Origin of the sequence: Streptomyces sp. NPDC056987, from assembly GCF_042673865.1 — a bacterium.
GTDB lineage: Bacteria > Actinomycetota > Actinomycetes > Streptomycetales > Streptomycetaceae > Streptomyces.
This window is the reverse complement of record NZ_JBHURV010000002.1, coordinates 424,731-439,691: the sequence shown is the minus strand read 5'-3', so window position 1 is coordinate 439,691 and position 14,961 is coordinate 424,731. Positions and strand designations below refer to the sequence as shown.

The following is a 14,961-nucleotide window of genomic DNA, read 5'->3' as shown; positions in this document are numbered from 1 at the left end:
GCGCCGTGGATCACTGCCGTGCCTCGGCTTGCTCGCCGCGAGATCGGTGCTCGGCGGTACCCACTCTCGGCGTACTTGATCCGCAGCACGGCTGCAACGCACCACCAGCACGCCGCAGGCAACGCGGTCGTGCCGAGCGTCGTGTATACGCACGGGACTGAGAGCTCGACTCGCTCTGCTTTCGGCTATCACGTCGGAATGACAATGGCGGAGTGGGCCTGCAGGGGGTTGATGGGCCTCGGCCCGACAACCCACGCAGAGAGCGCCATACCTCCGGGTGCGCTGCCGGGCTGGAAGCAGCGGAAGAGTTTGCCGGACCTCTTCGGTACCCACTCCTCAACGTCGGCTTTGTGGCTCGTGGAGGCGAAGGGTGGTCGCACTCTCGGCGTGACCAGCCGCCGGAAGGGGGCGAGGCAGTTGAACGTGGGATCGCTCGTGCCGGGGCCACACCAGAAGGTGCTCTGTGGTACAAGCCTCCAACGCCGGCTATTCATGATGATCGACATCGAGAGCAACCCTTCCACCGCAGATTCCGTCAGCCACTCCGAACAGGACGACGATGCGCTAGAGCACGACGACGACGCGCTCATTGAACTCGCGCGGGCGCGCATGCTGATGTATCTCGCTCTGATATCTCTCCCGCCGGGCAGTGTGAAGCTCACCGCCGTGGATGGGGGCGGGCGGCACCATGATCGTTCGCAGCGCCGAGCAGGTGGCCTTGTCCGCCTCCTGGAGAGTGACCATGCGACATCCGACCTGAGGCGCCGTCTCGGACGCGAAGCGACAGGCTCCGACATCACTCGGCGAGATGGTATCGACCTGCTGACCGGGAGGCTGCCAGGCACCGATCTGATGATCGGCATGTCTCGACGTCTTTTCGGCACCTGCCGAGCACTAGCAGCTCTGGATAGAAGCATGGCCAGTGAAATAGAAGAGTCGTGGGCCAGGAGCCACCCTGCGTCTGCGGTACGACGGCTACCTGATGCACACACGGACTTTGTTGTGGTGGAGCCCAGTGATGTGAGCGAGCGGCAGTACGAGAGATTCGTGGCCAGGCGAGACGAGCGTATGCGCGCATACCGAGAGCGCAGACGAGACGACTTCCGCCGGGCTGGGCGGCGTGGCTTCGAAGCGGGGAAGGAGAGTTCTTGGGAAGAACTTACCCACGCTACGCCTCGGCTCACGGTACCGGCAGAGGACGGATTCCTTGAGGCCGCGACGGCAGATACATATCTTGCCGTGGAACAAGAGGCGCTGGACCTGGACATCGTGATGCCCTGAGGAACACTTCACCGCAGTAGACGTACCTTAGTTGAGATTCTGCGCGGTACCGACTGGTGGCTGGCTGCCGTCTCCCATGGTCAGGATGCCGGTAGCCGTCGCCGTCGCGGAGTTGCGCGCCCCAGCTATGTTGTCGTGATGGCCGCGAGGGGAACAGCGCTTGAAGCGGTATCTGCCTGCCGTACTGCCCGTGCTCCGTTGTGACGGCCCACTGTCAGTCCTCCTCATTAGTCTAGTGCCCGAAGCCCCTGGGATAGGAGGGCAGTATGGCCAGGAAACCCAAGATCAATCAGCGCGCGGTTGAGAGGCACGTCAAGGAGATCGCCAAAGGCTACGAGCGCGCAGCCAGGCAGAATCCGATCCGCGTGCCTATCCAGACGGGCGCGACTGCCGAAGGAGTGTCCTTGGCTGACCGCGACAGTATTGAGAGCAGCCCGATTTTGGCCCGGCTCCTTATGTGGCTTGACGCCAAGGCGCGGCAGCATCCGTCGCAGTACGTCGACGTCACCTTGTTCGTTGAGGAGTATCAGCTGGAGGACGAGAATCCGACGGTCCTCGCTCTCCAGTTAAAGCGGCGTGGTCTGGTAGACATCGCCCGCAACCTCGCGGGCACCCCCGATGTCCACCTCACTGACAAGGGCCGCCTTGCCGTACACCAGTTGCGGAACCTGCAGAAGGACCGCGCCGCCAGGCTCCGTTACACCATGGACGCTTTCCTGCGATGGCTGTTCGATACTGCTGGCGACCAAGCACCCGTCGATCCTGTTTTGTTCCTGGCGACACCAGGTTCGTCCTTTGCCGGAGTGGAAGTTTCCCCGACCGATCTGCATCAGGCGCTCGCCTACTTGGCTGAGCACAGCCTTATGGAACGTATCGACACCGACCCTGCCGCTGTCACCATCACGCCCGAAGGCGCCGACTGCATTCTGGCTGGAGAGACTGTCCAAGATCGGACCAGGTCCGCACGCTCCAGCACTAAGTACAGCGACCCCCTGGCCAGGGTGCGAAACGTCATCAGTGGTCAGCAGCAGAATGCCGCCGATGCCGCGCAGGACCGGTTCGCCGCCTCCCGCGAGGTGCCGCCCCCTGCTGCGCAGAGAAACCTTGAGCAAGTACGCACCAAGGCGACTGGGGATCCCAAGGCGTACCGTCGCGACCCGTATCGCCTGCCCGGCAGCAACCAGGCAGACGTATTCAGGGCCACGCACAAGGCGACCGGCACCACCGTGGCGCTTAAGCAGCTGCACGTGAAGAGTGTCGTGGGTATGAGGGCCGCCCGCATGAAGCGGGAGATCGAAGCAGGGAACGCTCTGGCCGGGCACCCGCATGCCATGCCCATCTTGGATCATGCCGCCAACTACACTTGGTTCGTCATGCCCTGGGCCGACAGCACAGCCGAGGAGCATAGGGAGGCCCTCAGAGATTCCCAGCAGCTGCGGGTTCTCGTCGATGCCCTCGTCTCGGTGCTGGCCAAGGCGCACACGCTCGGCTGGATCCATCGTGACATTAAACCGCCGAACATCCTCCAGCTGGAGGGCCAATGGGTTGTTGCTGACTGGGGTGCTGTCCGGCGACCACCTGGCCAGACGACCAAGGTCGGTCGTACCGCGACTGGCATCGGCTCTGCAGGTTTCTCCGCACCCGAGTTGTTCACAAACCCGGACCAGCGCCCTCAACCCTCCGGTGACATCTACAGCATCGGCAGGGTGATCGCCTGGGCGTTGACCGGTGACATGCCACTGCCTAACAAACAGCTACTTCCCACACCCGGCCCCTGGCGCAACATTGTCAGAGCTGCTACCCAGGAGGACCCTGCCCGCCGGCCCCAGGCCATCAGCGACTTGACAGGTCTGATCGAGCGCGAGTTCGCCGAGATTCCCGTTGAGCCCCTGGAGCGAGCCACCACGCTGCTTGAGCAAGCCAACATGGGAAACACCGATGCCGCTGACGCATTCCTGGCGCTGCTGACCGACCACGCGGACGACTACGAGCTCTATATCGGGATGCTCACCAAATTCACCGCACGCAAAGCTGGAACAGCACTCGCCCACAACCTTCCCCAAGCACACAGCGTGCTCAACGCCCTGATCGGGCACGTAGATGGGGACGGCACGCGGTGGGTCCAGTTCGCGGAAGCCTCCGTCGTGACGATCTGGCTCCACAGCATCGCCGCCCATGCGGCCGCCAAGCGGGAATGGGACCTTCTCGAGGAGGTCATGCAGGCCATGTGCACTTGGGACGGCAGCTGGGACCAATGGAACGCACGAGACAAGATCAGTCCGTGGCTCAGATCTCTCCGGGGAGATGCCGCAGCCACCGCTGCGGCAGTCTTGCGTGGCCATCTCGACTCCGCAGCCCACTTCAGCCACCTCGCTGAAGACCGCACGTGCGACCCTCGCATCCGTCAGGCAGTGCGCCAGGAGGGCGACGGGGAAACGAACAACGCCTGAGCTCAGTGGATCTCTGATATGGAGGCGAAGCCGGTACTGAGGCTGGCTGGGCGGTTGTGAGTGGGCCCACGCTGCCCGTGCCGGATGATGCCTATTCGCAGCACCGCGTGACCCGCAACCGGCCGCCGCTGTCAGCGGCGGCCGGTACCTTTGCAGTGAGTGTCGTGGTCTGCGTCTGAGTCGCGGACCGATCGAGGTGCATGGGAGTGGTCGCGGGTGACGAGTGGGCGCCTGACCCTGTCGTGGGTCGGCAGGGATGAGGCCCTGCGGAACACGGCGGACGGCGGATACGAGTGGGTTTCACGGCAAGACCCGCGGGTTACAGAAGTCCGGCTACTGCAGGAAACCGGCAAGGTCGGCGATGTCACCGGCACGGCAGCAGACAACCTTCTCATTCACGGCGACAGCTATGACGCCCTGCATGCCCTGGTTCGTAACCCAGAGTACGGTGATCACTACCGCGGCAAGGTGAAGCTCGTCTACATCGATCCGCCGTTCAACACAGGCCAGGCTTTCCAGCACTACGACGACGCGCTCGAGCACTCTGTCTGGCTCACGATGATGCGTGACCGACTTCTGCTTATCCGCGACCTTCTGGCCCCTGGCGGATCGGTCTGGGTGCATCTGGACGATGCCGAGATGGCGTATTGCCGCGTTCTCATGGACGAGGTTTTCGGGCGTGGCAACTTCGTCGGGACTGTCGTCTGGCAGAAGATCCACGCTCGCAACAACTCAGCCCAGCACCTGTCCTCGGTGCATGACTACCTTCTCGTCTACGCCCGTTCCAAGAGCGATCTTGTGCTCAACAAGATCGATCGCACCGAACTGAGCGACCAGGAGTTCTGGAACCCGGACAACGACCCTCGTGGCCCCTGGCGCAGGTCGGACCTCACGGCCTCCCACGCATACGAGGACGGCCGCTATGAGGTGGTCGGTCCACACGGCGAAGTGTTTTCCCCGCGAGGCAACCGTTGGTGGTCGTGCTCAAGGGAGACATTCGACGCACTGAGTGAGGATAACCGGCTCTGGTGGGGGAAAACTGGGCGTACCTTCCCGTTCCGAAAGCGATTCCAGTCGGAACTGGGCGGCCTCGTGCCTACCACCTTCTGGACGCACGACGAGGTTGGCGACAACCGCCAGGCGAAGGCCGAGGTGACCAAGCTCTTCGACCGGTCGCGGATCTTCTCGACTCCGAAGCCTGAGGCTCTCTTGAAGCGTGTGATCCAGATCGCCACTGACCCGGGCGACGTGGTAGTTGACGTGTTCGCCGGTTCGGGCACCACCGCTGCCGTAGCGCACAAGATGGGACGCCGCTGGGTGACTGCCGAGATCCTCGAAGAGACGGCTGAGACCTTCACTCGCCCCCGATTGGAGAAGGTCGTCGTCGGCGATGATCCGGGAGGCGTCACTAAGACCGTTGGATGGGAAGGCGGAGGCGGCTTCAGGAGCCTCAAGGCGGCACCGTCCGCGTACGAGATCGTCGACGGTCGCGTCTTCCTCGCAGATTGGGCCAAGGGCGAAGATTTTGCCGCCGTCGTCGCGGCTCAGATGGGCTTCATGTACGACAGCGCCGACGATGGGCCGTTCTGCGGCACAAAGGGACGTGCTCGGCTCGCCGTTGTCGACGGCGTCGTGGACGAGGTCGTGGCCCGAGGCGTTATTGGGCATTTGGACGAGGGAGAACGAGCAGTGATCGTCGGCAGGGGCGTCACGCCCGAAGCTGAGAGTCTCGTAGCGGAGCTGAGCCGGGGGTCCAAGGTGCTTAAGGCGCCTCGCGACCTGGTGCGTCGCGGGAAGGCTGTGCGATGACCTGGATCGACTATGACGCCTCGCTCGTGGACGACATCGCGGCGAGGTTGGACCTACGGGCACCCAACGCGTCGGCCGTCCGTGCGGTTGCCGAGGCGATCGCGGACGGGGATGGCCGCGAAGTGGTGTGCGACCTGGCGACGGGCGTCGGCAAGACGTACATCCTTGCCGGCCTGGTGGACTACCTGGCCGCGCAGGGAGTTCGGAACATCCTGGTCGTGACACCAGGGACGACGATCCAGGACAAGACGGTCGCCAACTTCACTCCTGGGCATGCAAAGTTTGTGAACGGCAGCGATACCGAGCCGTTGGTAATCACCTCGGAGAACTTCTCCCGAGGGCAGGTGGGCGACGCCCTGCACGACGGCACGGTCACGAAACTGTTCGTCTTCAACGTGCAGCAGTTGATCCGACCCAGCGATAAGACGTCCAGGCGGGTCCGGACCCGAGATGAGTTCATCGGCACGGGCCTCTACCAGCACCTTCAGCAGGTAGAGGACCTCGTAGTCATCGCAGACGAGCACCACGTCTACAGCTCAAAGGCTAAGTCGTTCAACCAGGCCATCGAGGACCTGGGCGCGCGGGCTGTCGTCGGGCTCACTGCAACACCCGCACCAGGTGTCAAGCCAATCTTCCAGTACTCCCTTGCCGAGGCTATTGCCGACGGCTTTGTGAAGATCCCTGTGATCGTCTACCGCCCGGATGGCCGGAAGGACCAGAGCACGGTCCTTGCCGACGCTTGCCACCTGCTGCGGATAAAGGACGCCGCGTGGACTGCATGGGCAGAAGCGCAAGGCAGGACGCCCGTGCACCCTGTGCTGTTCGTGGTATGCCGTGACATCCCTGACGCCGAGCGCGTCGCGAACAGGCTGACAGCCGACGACATGTTCTCCGGCGAGGGGCAGGTGCTCACCATCACCTCGCAGTCAAGCGATACCGCACTGCGGGCCCTGGCTGCGGTGGAAGAGGCCGACTCGCCGGTGCGCGTCGTGGTCTCGGTGAACAAGCTGAAGGAAGGCTGGGACGTCAAGAACATTGGGGTCATCGTCGGCCTGCGTGCTCTCGCGTCGGAGACCCTGACGGAGCAGGTCCTCGGCCGAGGGCTGCGGTTGCCCTATGGGCGCCGGGTTGGTACTCCCATGGTGGATACGGTGGACCTCGTTGCCCACGAGTCCTACCGGCAACTGCTGGCCAACAAGGACGCGCTGCTGCAACAGGTTCTTCCCGCTGACGGTGGTGACCTGGACAAGGGCCGTCCGCAGCCAGCCCCTAATGCGAATCAGCCGAGCAGCGGCGATGAGCAGCAGATTCTGACCTTTACCTCCCGTCCACGTGTCATCGGTGACGACTTGGTGGACGGCTCTCCGTTGCTGCATGTGGAGTCGTTTGACGCTGTCATTGCCCAAGGCAAGCGAGACACGAAGGCCGTCGCAACGCTTCGAGCCAAGGTCCCTGGTGCGCCGCCGATCTGCTTCCCCAGGCGTGAGCGGGAGATTCTTCCTGTTCGTTTCTCCTTCAGCTACATCGACAACGCGGCCGCGCGGTCTGAGGGCGCCGCGTACAAGCACGAGTTCAAGGTCCCGTTGGTGCGGCAGGCGGTCGACGCCCAGCGTGGCCTGGACAACAAGGTGGGAACGTTCGTGACGGCAGCCGAATCGGTCGACGCCACCCAGAGGTTCATCTTGATCTCCGAGCTCCGCAACGATCTCTTTGGGCGGATCTGGAACAGCGGTTACGTGGAGGAGACGCTTGCCGAATCCCGAGCGGCTGAACGCGTTGTCCGTGAGTTCTTGGCGGGAGCCGGCGTAACTGCGGAAGACCAGGAGCACGAGTGGGGTGAATTGCGTGCCGCCCAGGCCGCCGCTGCACTCGGCAAGTTGGTCAAGACCGCCTACGACACCCGTAAACTCCAGCCCGCTTACGCCTTTCGGCCGGTCGACGTCCCGACTGTGCCCCCGCCGCCCATGCCCTCGAGTGTCGTCAGCAAGTGGGCGGATTTCCGTAAGGACCTTTGGTACGAGGGCTGGGATCACTCAGTCGAACCGGTTGCCTCCTTCGACGCTGGCAGCACCGAGTACGCCATGGCGCACCTGTTTGACGCGAGTCCCAGCGTTGAGTGGTGGCTGCGCAACTACGACCCGGGCCCCATTTGGATCGAGCGGGACAACGGGAAGAAGTACTATCCGGACTTCATCGTCCTCGACGCCGAGGGAACGTACTGGGTCGTAGAGGGCAAAGCTAACGATCGAGCGAATGATCCCGAGGTGCTAGAGAAGCGGCGAGCTGCTGAGGATTGGGCACGCTTTGTTCGGGACTATGGCGAGTTCGGCACGTGGCGGTACATCTTCGCGACCGAGAAGATCATCAAGGATGCCAGGGGGTCGTGGGAGTCCTTGATCGCTCTTTCCAAGCCGGAATGATCAACCGTGTTGCGTGAGCGCTGCGTGAGCGGACTGGGTGGCACCGGGGTGGATGAGGCGTCACGCTGATCGAGATCGTAAGCCTCTGATCAGCGGAAATTAGATTCGGTAGCACCCTTCGGCACCCTCCGGGATGATTTCGCAGGCCCTTGTAATGCGTAGGTCGTCGGTTCGAATCCGACAGGGGGCTCTGAAAAACCCCAGGTCACATGGTTCGTGACCTGGGGTGATGGATGTGGAGCTCGGCCGTAGGCGCCCGGTGACCCGCGACCGGGCTGCTTGCCCCGGTTTAGAAGGCGAAGCGGGCGTCAGCTCACCTGCCGCCCCTCTTCGTGGTGTTCCTTGACGAAGGCCAGAGCCGCTTCGGCGACCTCCTGCCAGCCGCTGTCGAACACCAGGGAGTGGCCGCGGTTCGGGATCTCATGGATGACAGTGGGTGCGGGATTGCGCTTCTGCTTCTTGTAGGAGGCGTGGGCGATCGCGGACGGTGCGATGTGATCCCTCTCGCCGCTGATCAGGAGCATCGGGCCGCGCTGCGGGGTCCGTGTGTCGACCTTGATCTCGGTGAACGGGTTGACGTTCGCGGTGGCGGCCTGGAACAGCGGGATCCCGGAGCCCGCCACCGGATACGTCTCGTACAGGCGCTTGGCCTCGCTCTCGCTCACCGCGTTCGCGAAGGAGTAGCGGAACTGGTCGTAGGTCAACGTCACGGCCCGCCGGTAGTTGGCCGGGTTGCCGATGACCGGGCGCGCGGACCTGAGCGCGGACAGCGGGAGCGGGAGCACCCCGCGGAACGGAGCGGAGTCCATCGGCACCGAGACCGCGGCCAGGCCCCGTCCGGCCAGCTGCTGGGTGATGAGGCCGCCGAAGGAGTGGCCGAGGACGGCCGGGCGCCGGCTGAGCGCGCCGATGGCCTCGGCCATGTGGTCGGTGACCTGCTTGACGCTCTTGCCGGCGAACACCCGCGGGTTCGCCCGGGCTTGGGTGACGGTCTCCGGGTCGTCCGGCCAGCCCGGGGCGACGGTGGCGTAGCCGTTCTCCTCGAAGAACGAGCGCCACGGCTCCCAACTGGAGGCCAGCATCCACAGCCCGTGCACGAACACGACCGGCTTGAGGCCCGACGCGTTCGCCCGGGCGATCTCGTGCCTTTCACGGGAGGTCAGACTCATCAGCGTGCCGCCTATCGATGCCAGGTGTCCCTCGGACGTGAGTGCCGGTGCCGAGTGGACAAGATCGGGGGTTCCGGCCGCCCTTCATCCTGACCCGCCCTCGGATCGGGAGCGATGTCCGGAGCGACACGAGTCTCCCGGCCGGATTGTTCCGGGGGACAACGGTGGCGCCGCGTGGAGGCCGAACTCCCGTCAGTTCGCGGCCGGGTGACACCTAGGATTGGTTCATGGAACATCCCGTGCCGGACCCTGTTGGCGCGCAGGTCGCACTGCTGGGCGCCCGGATGCTGGAGCGGGCCGGTGAACTGGCCGACGAGATGGTCGAGCGGATCCGGGCGGCCGTGCCGGTCTACCGGAGCGAGGCGGTGATCACGGTCGCGGAACTGCGCCGCACCTGCGTGGAGAACATCGACTTCGTCTTCGGGCCGATGGGACACGTCCCGGCACGCACCTCGCCGGAGTCCCGGGACAACGGACGGCGCCGCGCGAAGGCCGGGGTGCCGCTGACCTCGGTGATGGAGGCCTACCGCGTCAGCGCCCGGCTCCTGTGGGAACGCCTGGCCGAACACACCGCCACCGGCGGGATCGCGCCCGAGGCCGCTCTGCGCGCCGCCTCGGAGATGTGGCTCGTGCTCGACACCTTCACCCAGGAAATGGCCGACGGTTACCGCGAGGAGATCACCTCCCAGACCCTCGCCCGCGAAGCCGAGCGCTCGGCCGCGATGGAGGCACTGCTCGAAGGCCGCCTGGACGAGACCGACGTCTACGAGGCCGCTGACATGCTGCGCCTGCCGGCACAGGGGCCTTACGTCGTCATCGCCGCCCAGGTGCCCGAGGTCGCACGCCACGCGCTCCCGCGCGTCCAGGACGTGCTCCGACCCCTCGGCGTGGCCTCCGCGTGGCGGCTGCTGCACGACGCCGAAGTCGGCATCGCGCGACTGCCCGCCGCCCGCCCCCGTATCGAGGATCTCGCCGACGCATTGGAGAACGCCGCCAAGGGCGGTGTCGGGATCAGCCCGCCCTACGACGACCTGCGTAAATCCGCCGACGCCCTGAAACTGGCCAGGATCGCGCTGCGCGGCGCGTACGACGGGCAGCGGGTCACTGTCTTCGACCGGGACCCGCTGGCCATCGCCGCGGCCGGCGCCCCGCAGATCATGCGTGCCGTAGCCCGAACCATCCTCGGCCCGCTCGACCAGGCTCCCGAGCATGACCGCGCGACTCTGCTCGACACCTTCGGCGCCTGGCTCGACGCCGACGGGTCCGCCGACCGCGCCGCCACCGCCCTGTTCTGCCACCCGAACACCGTCCGGCACCGGCTGCGCCGGCTCCAGGACCGGACGGGCCGGACACTGTCCCGACCTCGCGAGCTGGCCGAGCTGACCCTCGCCTTCGAGATCGACCGCAGGGTCCCGGACCCCGCACCGTGAACGATCAAAGGATCGCCACCGGACCTGTCCTCGAACGGAGTTGCTGCCCACAGGCGGGAAGGGGGAGCCGGTGGGGCATCCCTGGTGCCGGCGTTCTCCGGCCGTCCTCCGCCGCTACTCGTACGTCTCCTTCCAGCGAGCCCGGTGCCGGCGGTCCCCTTGTCCCGAGCCGTTCACCGCACCGAGGGACACCAGCGACGCACCGTTGTTCCACAGCCCGAGGTGGTCGCGGTGGACGGCGAGGATGTCGTTCTCCGTGGCGAAGTTCTCCGCCGGCCCGCTGAAGTACGTCGTGGCCACGAAGATCGCCACGTCGGCCTTGAAGTGCACCCGCGCCCCGAGAAGGTCACGGACCTCTCGGCTCGGGATCTTTTTCCTGGGCGTGTAGCGCTTGCACTGGATCACCATGCCGCGGCCGTCGGGAAGCCGCCCCCGCACGTCGGCCCCGTTGTCGTGGGAGCCGCCGACCCTCCGCACTTCGGTGCAGCCGTCCCGTCGGCAGAGTTCCACCACGAAGTCCTCGAACTCCGTCCCCGTCATCGCATCGACCTCGGTGAGCGTCCGGTGCCCGGCCTTGACCGCCTCGTCCTGTCGCCAGCTCCGATCACCACCCTTGATCAGCCGGTCCGTACGCCACAGCCACCACCCGCCGGCGGCGGCGCCGCCAAGGACGAGCGCGCCCACGAGATACGGCCAGATCACTGCCCAGAACACCACGAGCAGGACGACGGTCACGCCCCCACCGACGAGGCCGGTCCTGAGCTGCCGCCGGCGACGCCTCCACGCGGCCGGTCCTCGTCGCTTCCTTGCCCTTGCCATGGTCCTCCCCGGGTCCGGACAGTAGTTTCGGGATGCGCAAGGGAGGGCCGTAAGGGCGCCCGTCGGCCAGTGGTTGACATCCGACGGCCCCGCTGCTACGAGGGAGTCCTGTGGGCGAAGATCCAGCGGTTGGCCGCCAGGGCGTCGTCGGGTTCGGGGAGGGGGCCGCGGCCGTGGTGGCGGGCGAAGTCGTACGGGGTGCGGACCGATACCGACCAGCGGCGCCGGGTGAGTTCGGCGGCCGAGTCGGGGCGGGGGTCCGGGTCGAAGAGGGCCGGCAGGTCGACGGCGATGCGCTGCTTCGCCGTGGTGTAGACGGGACCGGCGAGTACCTCCGGTGACTCGGTGAACCGTTTGATCTCGTACGCCAGTGTGCTCCCGGCCGCGCTCAGCCGGGCCACCGTCGCCATGAGCCGGCGCTCGGCCGCCGCCGGGAGGTACAGCAGCAGCCCCTCGGCGAGCCAGGCGGTCGGTACGGCCGGGTCGAAGCCGGCACCGGTCAGGGCGTCGGCCCAGTCGTGCCGCAGGTCGGCCGCGAGCGGTCGGCGATCGGCCGCGGGGACGGCCCCCGACCGGTCGAGCACCGCCTGTTTGAAGGCCAGGACCGCCGCGGTGTCGATCTCGTGGACCACACAGCCGGGCGGCCAGCCGAGGCGGAACGCCCGGGAGTCCAGGCCCGCGCCCAGCAGCACCACCTGGCGTACCCCGGCCGCCGCCGAACGGAGCAGATGGTCGTCCAGGACCCGGGTGCGCAGTCCGAAGTACCGGCCGAGCCGGTCCCAGAGCGGGTCCGCGCCGTCCCCGGGCACCTGGTCGGGCCTGACCGGCCAGCCCGCCGAGGCCGGTGCCGCCCGGACGAACTGCTCGGCCAGCTCGTCCCGTACCAGGGAGTCGGGGCGGTGGGTCTCGACGGCGCGGGCGGCGGCCACCATGAGGGCGGTCCTGCCGACGCCCTCCGCCACACCGGGATCCAGTTCGGGGGCGCCGGCCATGGTCATCGCGTCACGCGTCCGGTCAGGTGGTCCCCGGCGATGCCGGCCTTCTCGGGGCGGTAGTAGTCCCTGATCCCCTCCGCCCAGACGTCCACTCCGATGCGGTCGTCGGCGGTGGGCCCGAAGGCGTCGAACAGCGCCTCGATGTTGGGCCGTTCGAAGCCGATGGCGATCATCAGGTCCCTGAAGACGGGCCGGGGGACGAGGCCGTCGCCCTCCGGGGAGCCGAGCGCGGAGAGCGCGACGGCGAACGCGTCGATCGTCGCCTCGAACCGCTCCGGCGAGAGGACGCAGGCGGTGAACTCCTCCCGGCTGACCCGCCCGTCGTCATCGGCGTCCAACTCGGTGACGAGCGTGGTCCAGTAGCGGTGGAAGGCGTCGAGCAGCGCGCCCTTCTCGGCGTCCCCCGAGGCCGTCGCCGCCTCGGCCACCCGCCTGCCCACCAGGTCGAAGTCGCCGGCCTCCAGGTAGCCGTTCCCGTCCGCGTCGAAGAGTGAGAAGACGAGCTCGACCCGGTCGGTCGCCTCAACGGTACGCATGACGCTCACCTCTGCTTTCCGGTCCTCCGCGGCCCGTGTCCGGGCGCGACTTCACTATCCGGCGGTGCGGGGGCGGCAGGGCGGAAAAGCGGTCGTGTGCACACCATCGGGGGGCATCGAGGGGACCGGCGCATGAAACGCCGCGGCCCCGGAATGCGGACACTTCCGGCTCCCCGGCCGGACGTAGCATCGCGGGTACGGGGCCGCCGACCCGCCGCGGAACCGATGCTTCCACTGCTTCCCCCGGAGGACCTCCACCATGGCACCACCCGCCCTGCTCGCGGACCCGGCCTTCCTCGCGTTCTGGGAGGAGCGGCACGTGTGCCTGCTCGCCACGCGCCGGCCGGACGGCACGACGCATCTGGTGCCCGTCGGCGTCACCTACGACCCGGCGGCGGGCCTCGCCCGGGTCATCACCGGCGGTGGGACGGCGAAGGCCAGGAACGTCGTCGCGGCCGGACCGGACGCGTACGTCGCGGTCAGCCAGGCAGACGGAGCCCGATGGGCCACGCTCGAAGGGACCGCCGTGGTCAGCCGCGACCCGGAGGCGGTCGCCGAGGCGGAACGGCGCTACACCCGGCGCTACAAGCCGCCCCGCGTCAACCCGGAGCGGGTGGTCATCGAGATCACCGTGACCAGGGCCATGGGCCGGGTCTGAGGGAGGCGCCGTACGGCTGGGAGGGTTGGAGTCCTGGAGCACCCGTACTGCCGCGCCAGGACCTGGCAGGCCCTAGAGCGGGAGCGTGATGCAGATGCTCTTGCCGCCGCCGTCCCCGTCCTGGTGTACGACCGCGCTGCCCGCGAGGCTCGACGTGAGTTCGGCGACGGTGGCCAGCCCCGTGGTCGCGCCGCCCGTGGCCGCACCCGTGACCGCACCCGCGGTGGTGCCGGTGGGAGTGGTACGGAGGGTGGGCTGGTAAGGGTGGCGGTCGTGGACGGCGAAGACGAGGGTGTCGTAGCCCGCCGCGTAGCTGACGGTGACGTGGGGGGAGTGGGACGCGGCGTGCCGGACGCTGTTCGTGACCAGTTCGCTCAGGATCAGCAGGGCCGGGTCGACCGCGGGGTGGTGCGGGCTGATGCCCCACTCGGCCAGGAGCTGCTGGGTGGTCTCGCGCGCCGTGCGTACGGACGCGGGTCTGGCGGGCAGGGTCAGTACGTGGCGGTGGGGCAGCGGGGCGATGCGGCGGGTCACCGGACCTCAGCCTCCCGCAGTTCCTCCAGGAGTTGGTGCTGACCGGCCAGCATCTCGGTGAGGATCCGCCGCGCGGCCCGCAGCAGCTCCGCGACGTCCCCGCCCGCCAGTTCGTAGACGACGGTCGGGCCCTCGCGGCTGGAGGTGACGATCCCGGAGCGGCGCAGCACCGCCAGTTGCTGGGAGAGCGCGGAGGGCTCGATCTCGATCGCGGCGAGCAGGTCCCGTACGGGCAACGGGCCGTCCTGGAGGAGTTCCAGCACCCGGATGCGCACCGGGTGCCCCAGCATCCGGAAGAACTCCGCCTTCGCCTGGTACAGCGGAACCCCCACGAAACCCTCGCTCTCCCTCCGGCCGCACCGCTCCCACGGCGGGGCGCGCGGCCCGTACAGCATGTAGGCAATTGCAGAAGTTTGCAATTCCTGGGGAAGAGTCAACGAGCTCAGGAATCAGCGGGGTTGGGTGGCCGGGACCGCCGGTTACGTGTGGCGGTCCCGGTGTGACGCCGCCGCGCGGGGCGGGGCGGTCGGTCCGGGTGGTCCGGGCGGTCCGGGCGGTCCGTGGGCCGGGTCAGTCCGAGGACTTCTTGTCCTGGAGGCCTTCCAGGAAGTCCTTCGCCTTGTCGACGCCGGTGTCGAGGTGGTCGCTGTACTTGCCGTCGGTCTTGTCGTCGATCACGTCGGCGACCTTCTCCAGCCCGTTGCCGATCACCTCGCCATGCTCGCTCGCGAGGTCCGTGGCCTTGTCCTTCAGGTCCTTCAGCGCGTCAAACATGGGGCTGACCTCCGGTGTGAGCTGCCCAAAGCGATTGTCAACACTGGATCATATCGACCCCGGCGCAGGTGGATACGGTGTATGGC

At 67.0% G+C, this 14,961-nt stretch carries 13 protein-coding genes; 6 read left to right on the top strand and 7 right to left on the bottom strand.

The features are described from left to right. Positions 1–198: 198 nt before the first annotated feature. The 4 genes from ACFTZC_RS04300 (at position 199) to ACFTZC_RS04285 (ending at position 7,960) form a co-directional block, all read left to right on the top strand. Positions 199–1,281: a hypothetical protein gene (locus ACFTZC_RS04300; protein ID WP_382886653.1), complete on the top strand. Its 1,083-nt coding sequence runs from the start codon at positions 199–201 to the stop codon at positions 1,279–1,281. Positions 1,282–1,547: 266 nt separating this feature from the next. Continuing rightward, positions 1,548–3,731, top strand: coding sequence for a hypothetical protein (locus ACFTZC_RS04295; RefSeq protein ID WP_382886651.1), 2,184 nt, complete (start codon positions 1,548–1,550; stop codon positions 3,729–3,731). A 216-nt stretch (positions 3,732–3,947) separates the two neighbouring features. Then, positions 3,948–5,540 carry a site-specific DNA-methyltransferase gene (locus ACFTZC_RS04290; RefSeq protein WP_382886650.1) on the top strand — a complete coding sequence of 531 codons (1,593 nt, stop codon included), beginning with the start codon at positions 3,948–3,950 and terminating at the stop codon, positions 5,538–5,540. Beyond that, on the top strand, positions 5,537–7,960 hold the full coding sequence (locus tag ACFTZC_RS04285) for a DEAD/DEAH box helicase family protein (protein WP_382886647.1): 2,424 nt from the start codon (positions 5,537–5,539) through the stop codon (positions 7,958–7,960). Before ACFTZC_RS04290 ends, ACFTZC_RS04285 begins: the two co-directional genes overlap by 4 nt. Before the next feature lie 308 nt (positions 7,961–8,268). Here the strand turns inward: ACFTZC_RS04285 and ACFTZC_RS04280 are convergent, their stop codons facing one another. Next, positions 8,269–9,129: an alpha/beta hydrolase gene (locus ACFTZC_RS04280; protein WP_382886645.1), complete on the bottom strand. Its 861-nt coding sequence runs from the start codon at positions 9,127–9,129 to the stop codon at positions 8,269–8,271. A gap of 239 nt (positions 9,130–9,368) precedes the next feature. On the opposite strand from ACFTZC_RS04280, the gene ACFTZC_RS04275 reads away from it, so the two are divergent. Continuing rightward, positions 9,369–10,559 carry a PucR family transcriptional regulator gene (locus ACFTZC_RS04275; RefSeq protein ID WP_382886643.1) on the top strand — a complete coding sequence of 397 codons (1,191 nt, stop codon included), beginning with the start codon at positions 9,369–9,371 and terminating at the stop codon, positions 10,557–10,559. A gap of 114 nt (positions 10,560–10,673) precedes the next feature. Here ACFTZC_RS04275 and ACFTZC_RS04270 read toward each other — a convergent pair whose 3' ends face one another. The 3 genes from ACFTZC_RS04270 to ACFTZC_RS04260 all read right to left on the bottom strand — a co-directional run bounded on the left by ACFTZC_RS04270 (position 10,674) and on the right by ACFTZC_RS04260 (position 12,909). After that, positions 10,674–11,294, bottom strand: a complete 621-nt coding sequence (locus ACFTZC_RS04270) for a restriction endonuclease (protein WP_382886641.1) — start codon at positions 11,292–11,294, stop codon at positions 10,674–10,676. Positions 11,295–11,473: 179 nt separating this feature from the next. After that, a complete protein-coding gene (locus ACFTZC_RS04265) occupies positions 11,474–12,376 on the bottom strand; it encodes an SAM-dependent methyltransferase (RefSeq protein ID WP_382886639.1) in 903 nt (300 codons plus the stop codon). Next, the gene (locus ACFTZC_RS04260) at positions 12,373–12,909 is read right to left on the bottom strand and encodes an EF-hand domain-containing protein (RefSeq protein WP_382886637.1); all 537 of its coding nucleotides are present in this window, start codon (positions 12,907–12,909) and stop codon (positions 12,373–12,375) included. Before ACFTZC_RS04260 ends, ACFTZC_RS04265 begins: the two co-directional genes overlap by 4 nt. A 259-nt stretch (positions 12,910–13,168) precedes the next feature. On the opposite strand from ACFTZC_RS04260, the gene ACFTZC_RS04255 reads away from it, so the two are divergent. Continuing rightward, complete coding sequence (locus ACFTZC_RS04255; RefSeq protein ID WP_382886636.1) at positions 13,169–13,567, top strand: pyridoxamine 5'-phosphate oxidase family protein; 399 nt, start codon at positions 13,169–13,171, stop codon at positions 13,565–13,567. Between the two features lie 72 nt (positions 13,568–13,639). Here ACFTZC_RS04255 and ACFTZC_RS04250 read toward each other — a convergent pair whose 3' ends face one another. The 3 genes from ACFTZC_RS04250 to ACFTZC_RS04240 all read right to left on the bottom strand — a co-directional run bounded on the left by ACFTZC_RS04250 (position 13,640) and on the right by ACFTZC_RS04240 (position 14,875). Then, positions 13,640–14,101 (bottom strand): ATP-binding protein, encoded by a 462-nt coding sequence (locus ACFTZC_RS04250; protein ID WP_382886634.1) that lies wholly within the window; start codon positions 14,099–14,101, stop codon positions 13,640–13,642. Beyond that, positions 14,098–14,433, bottom strand: coding sequence for a metalloregulator ArsR/SmtB family transcription factor (locus tag ACFTZC_RS04245; protein WP_365815349.1), 336 nt, complete (start codon positions 14,431–14,433; stop codon positions 14,098–14,100). The genes ACFTZC_RS04250 and ACFTZC_RS04245 overlap by 4 nt, the downstream gene beginning before the upstream one ends. Before the next feature lie 238 nt (positions 14,434–14,671). Then, the gene (locus ACFTZC_RS04240; protein ID WP_365815334.1) at positions 14,672–14,875 is read right to left on the bottom strand and encodes an antitoxin; all 204 of its coding nucleotides are present in this window, start codon (positions 14,873–14,875) and stop codon (positions 14,672–14,674) included. Positions 14,876–14,961: the final 86 nt, after the last annotated feature.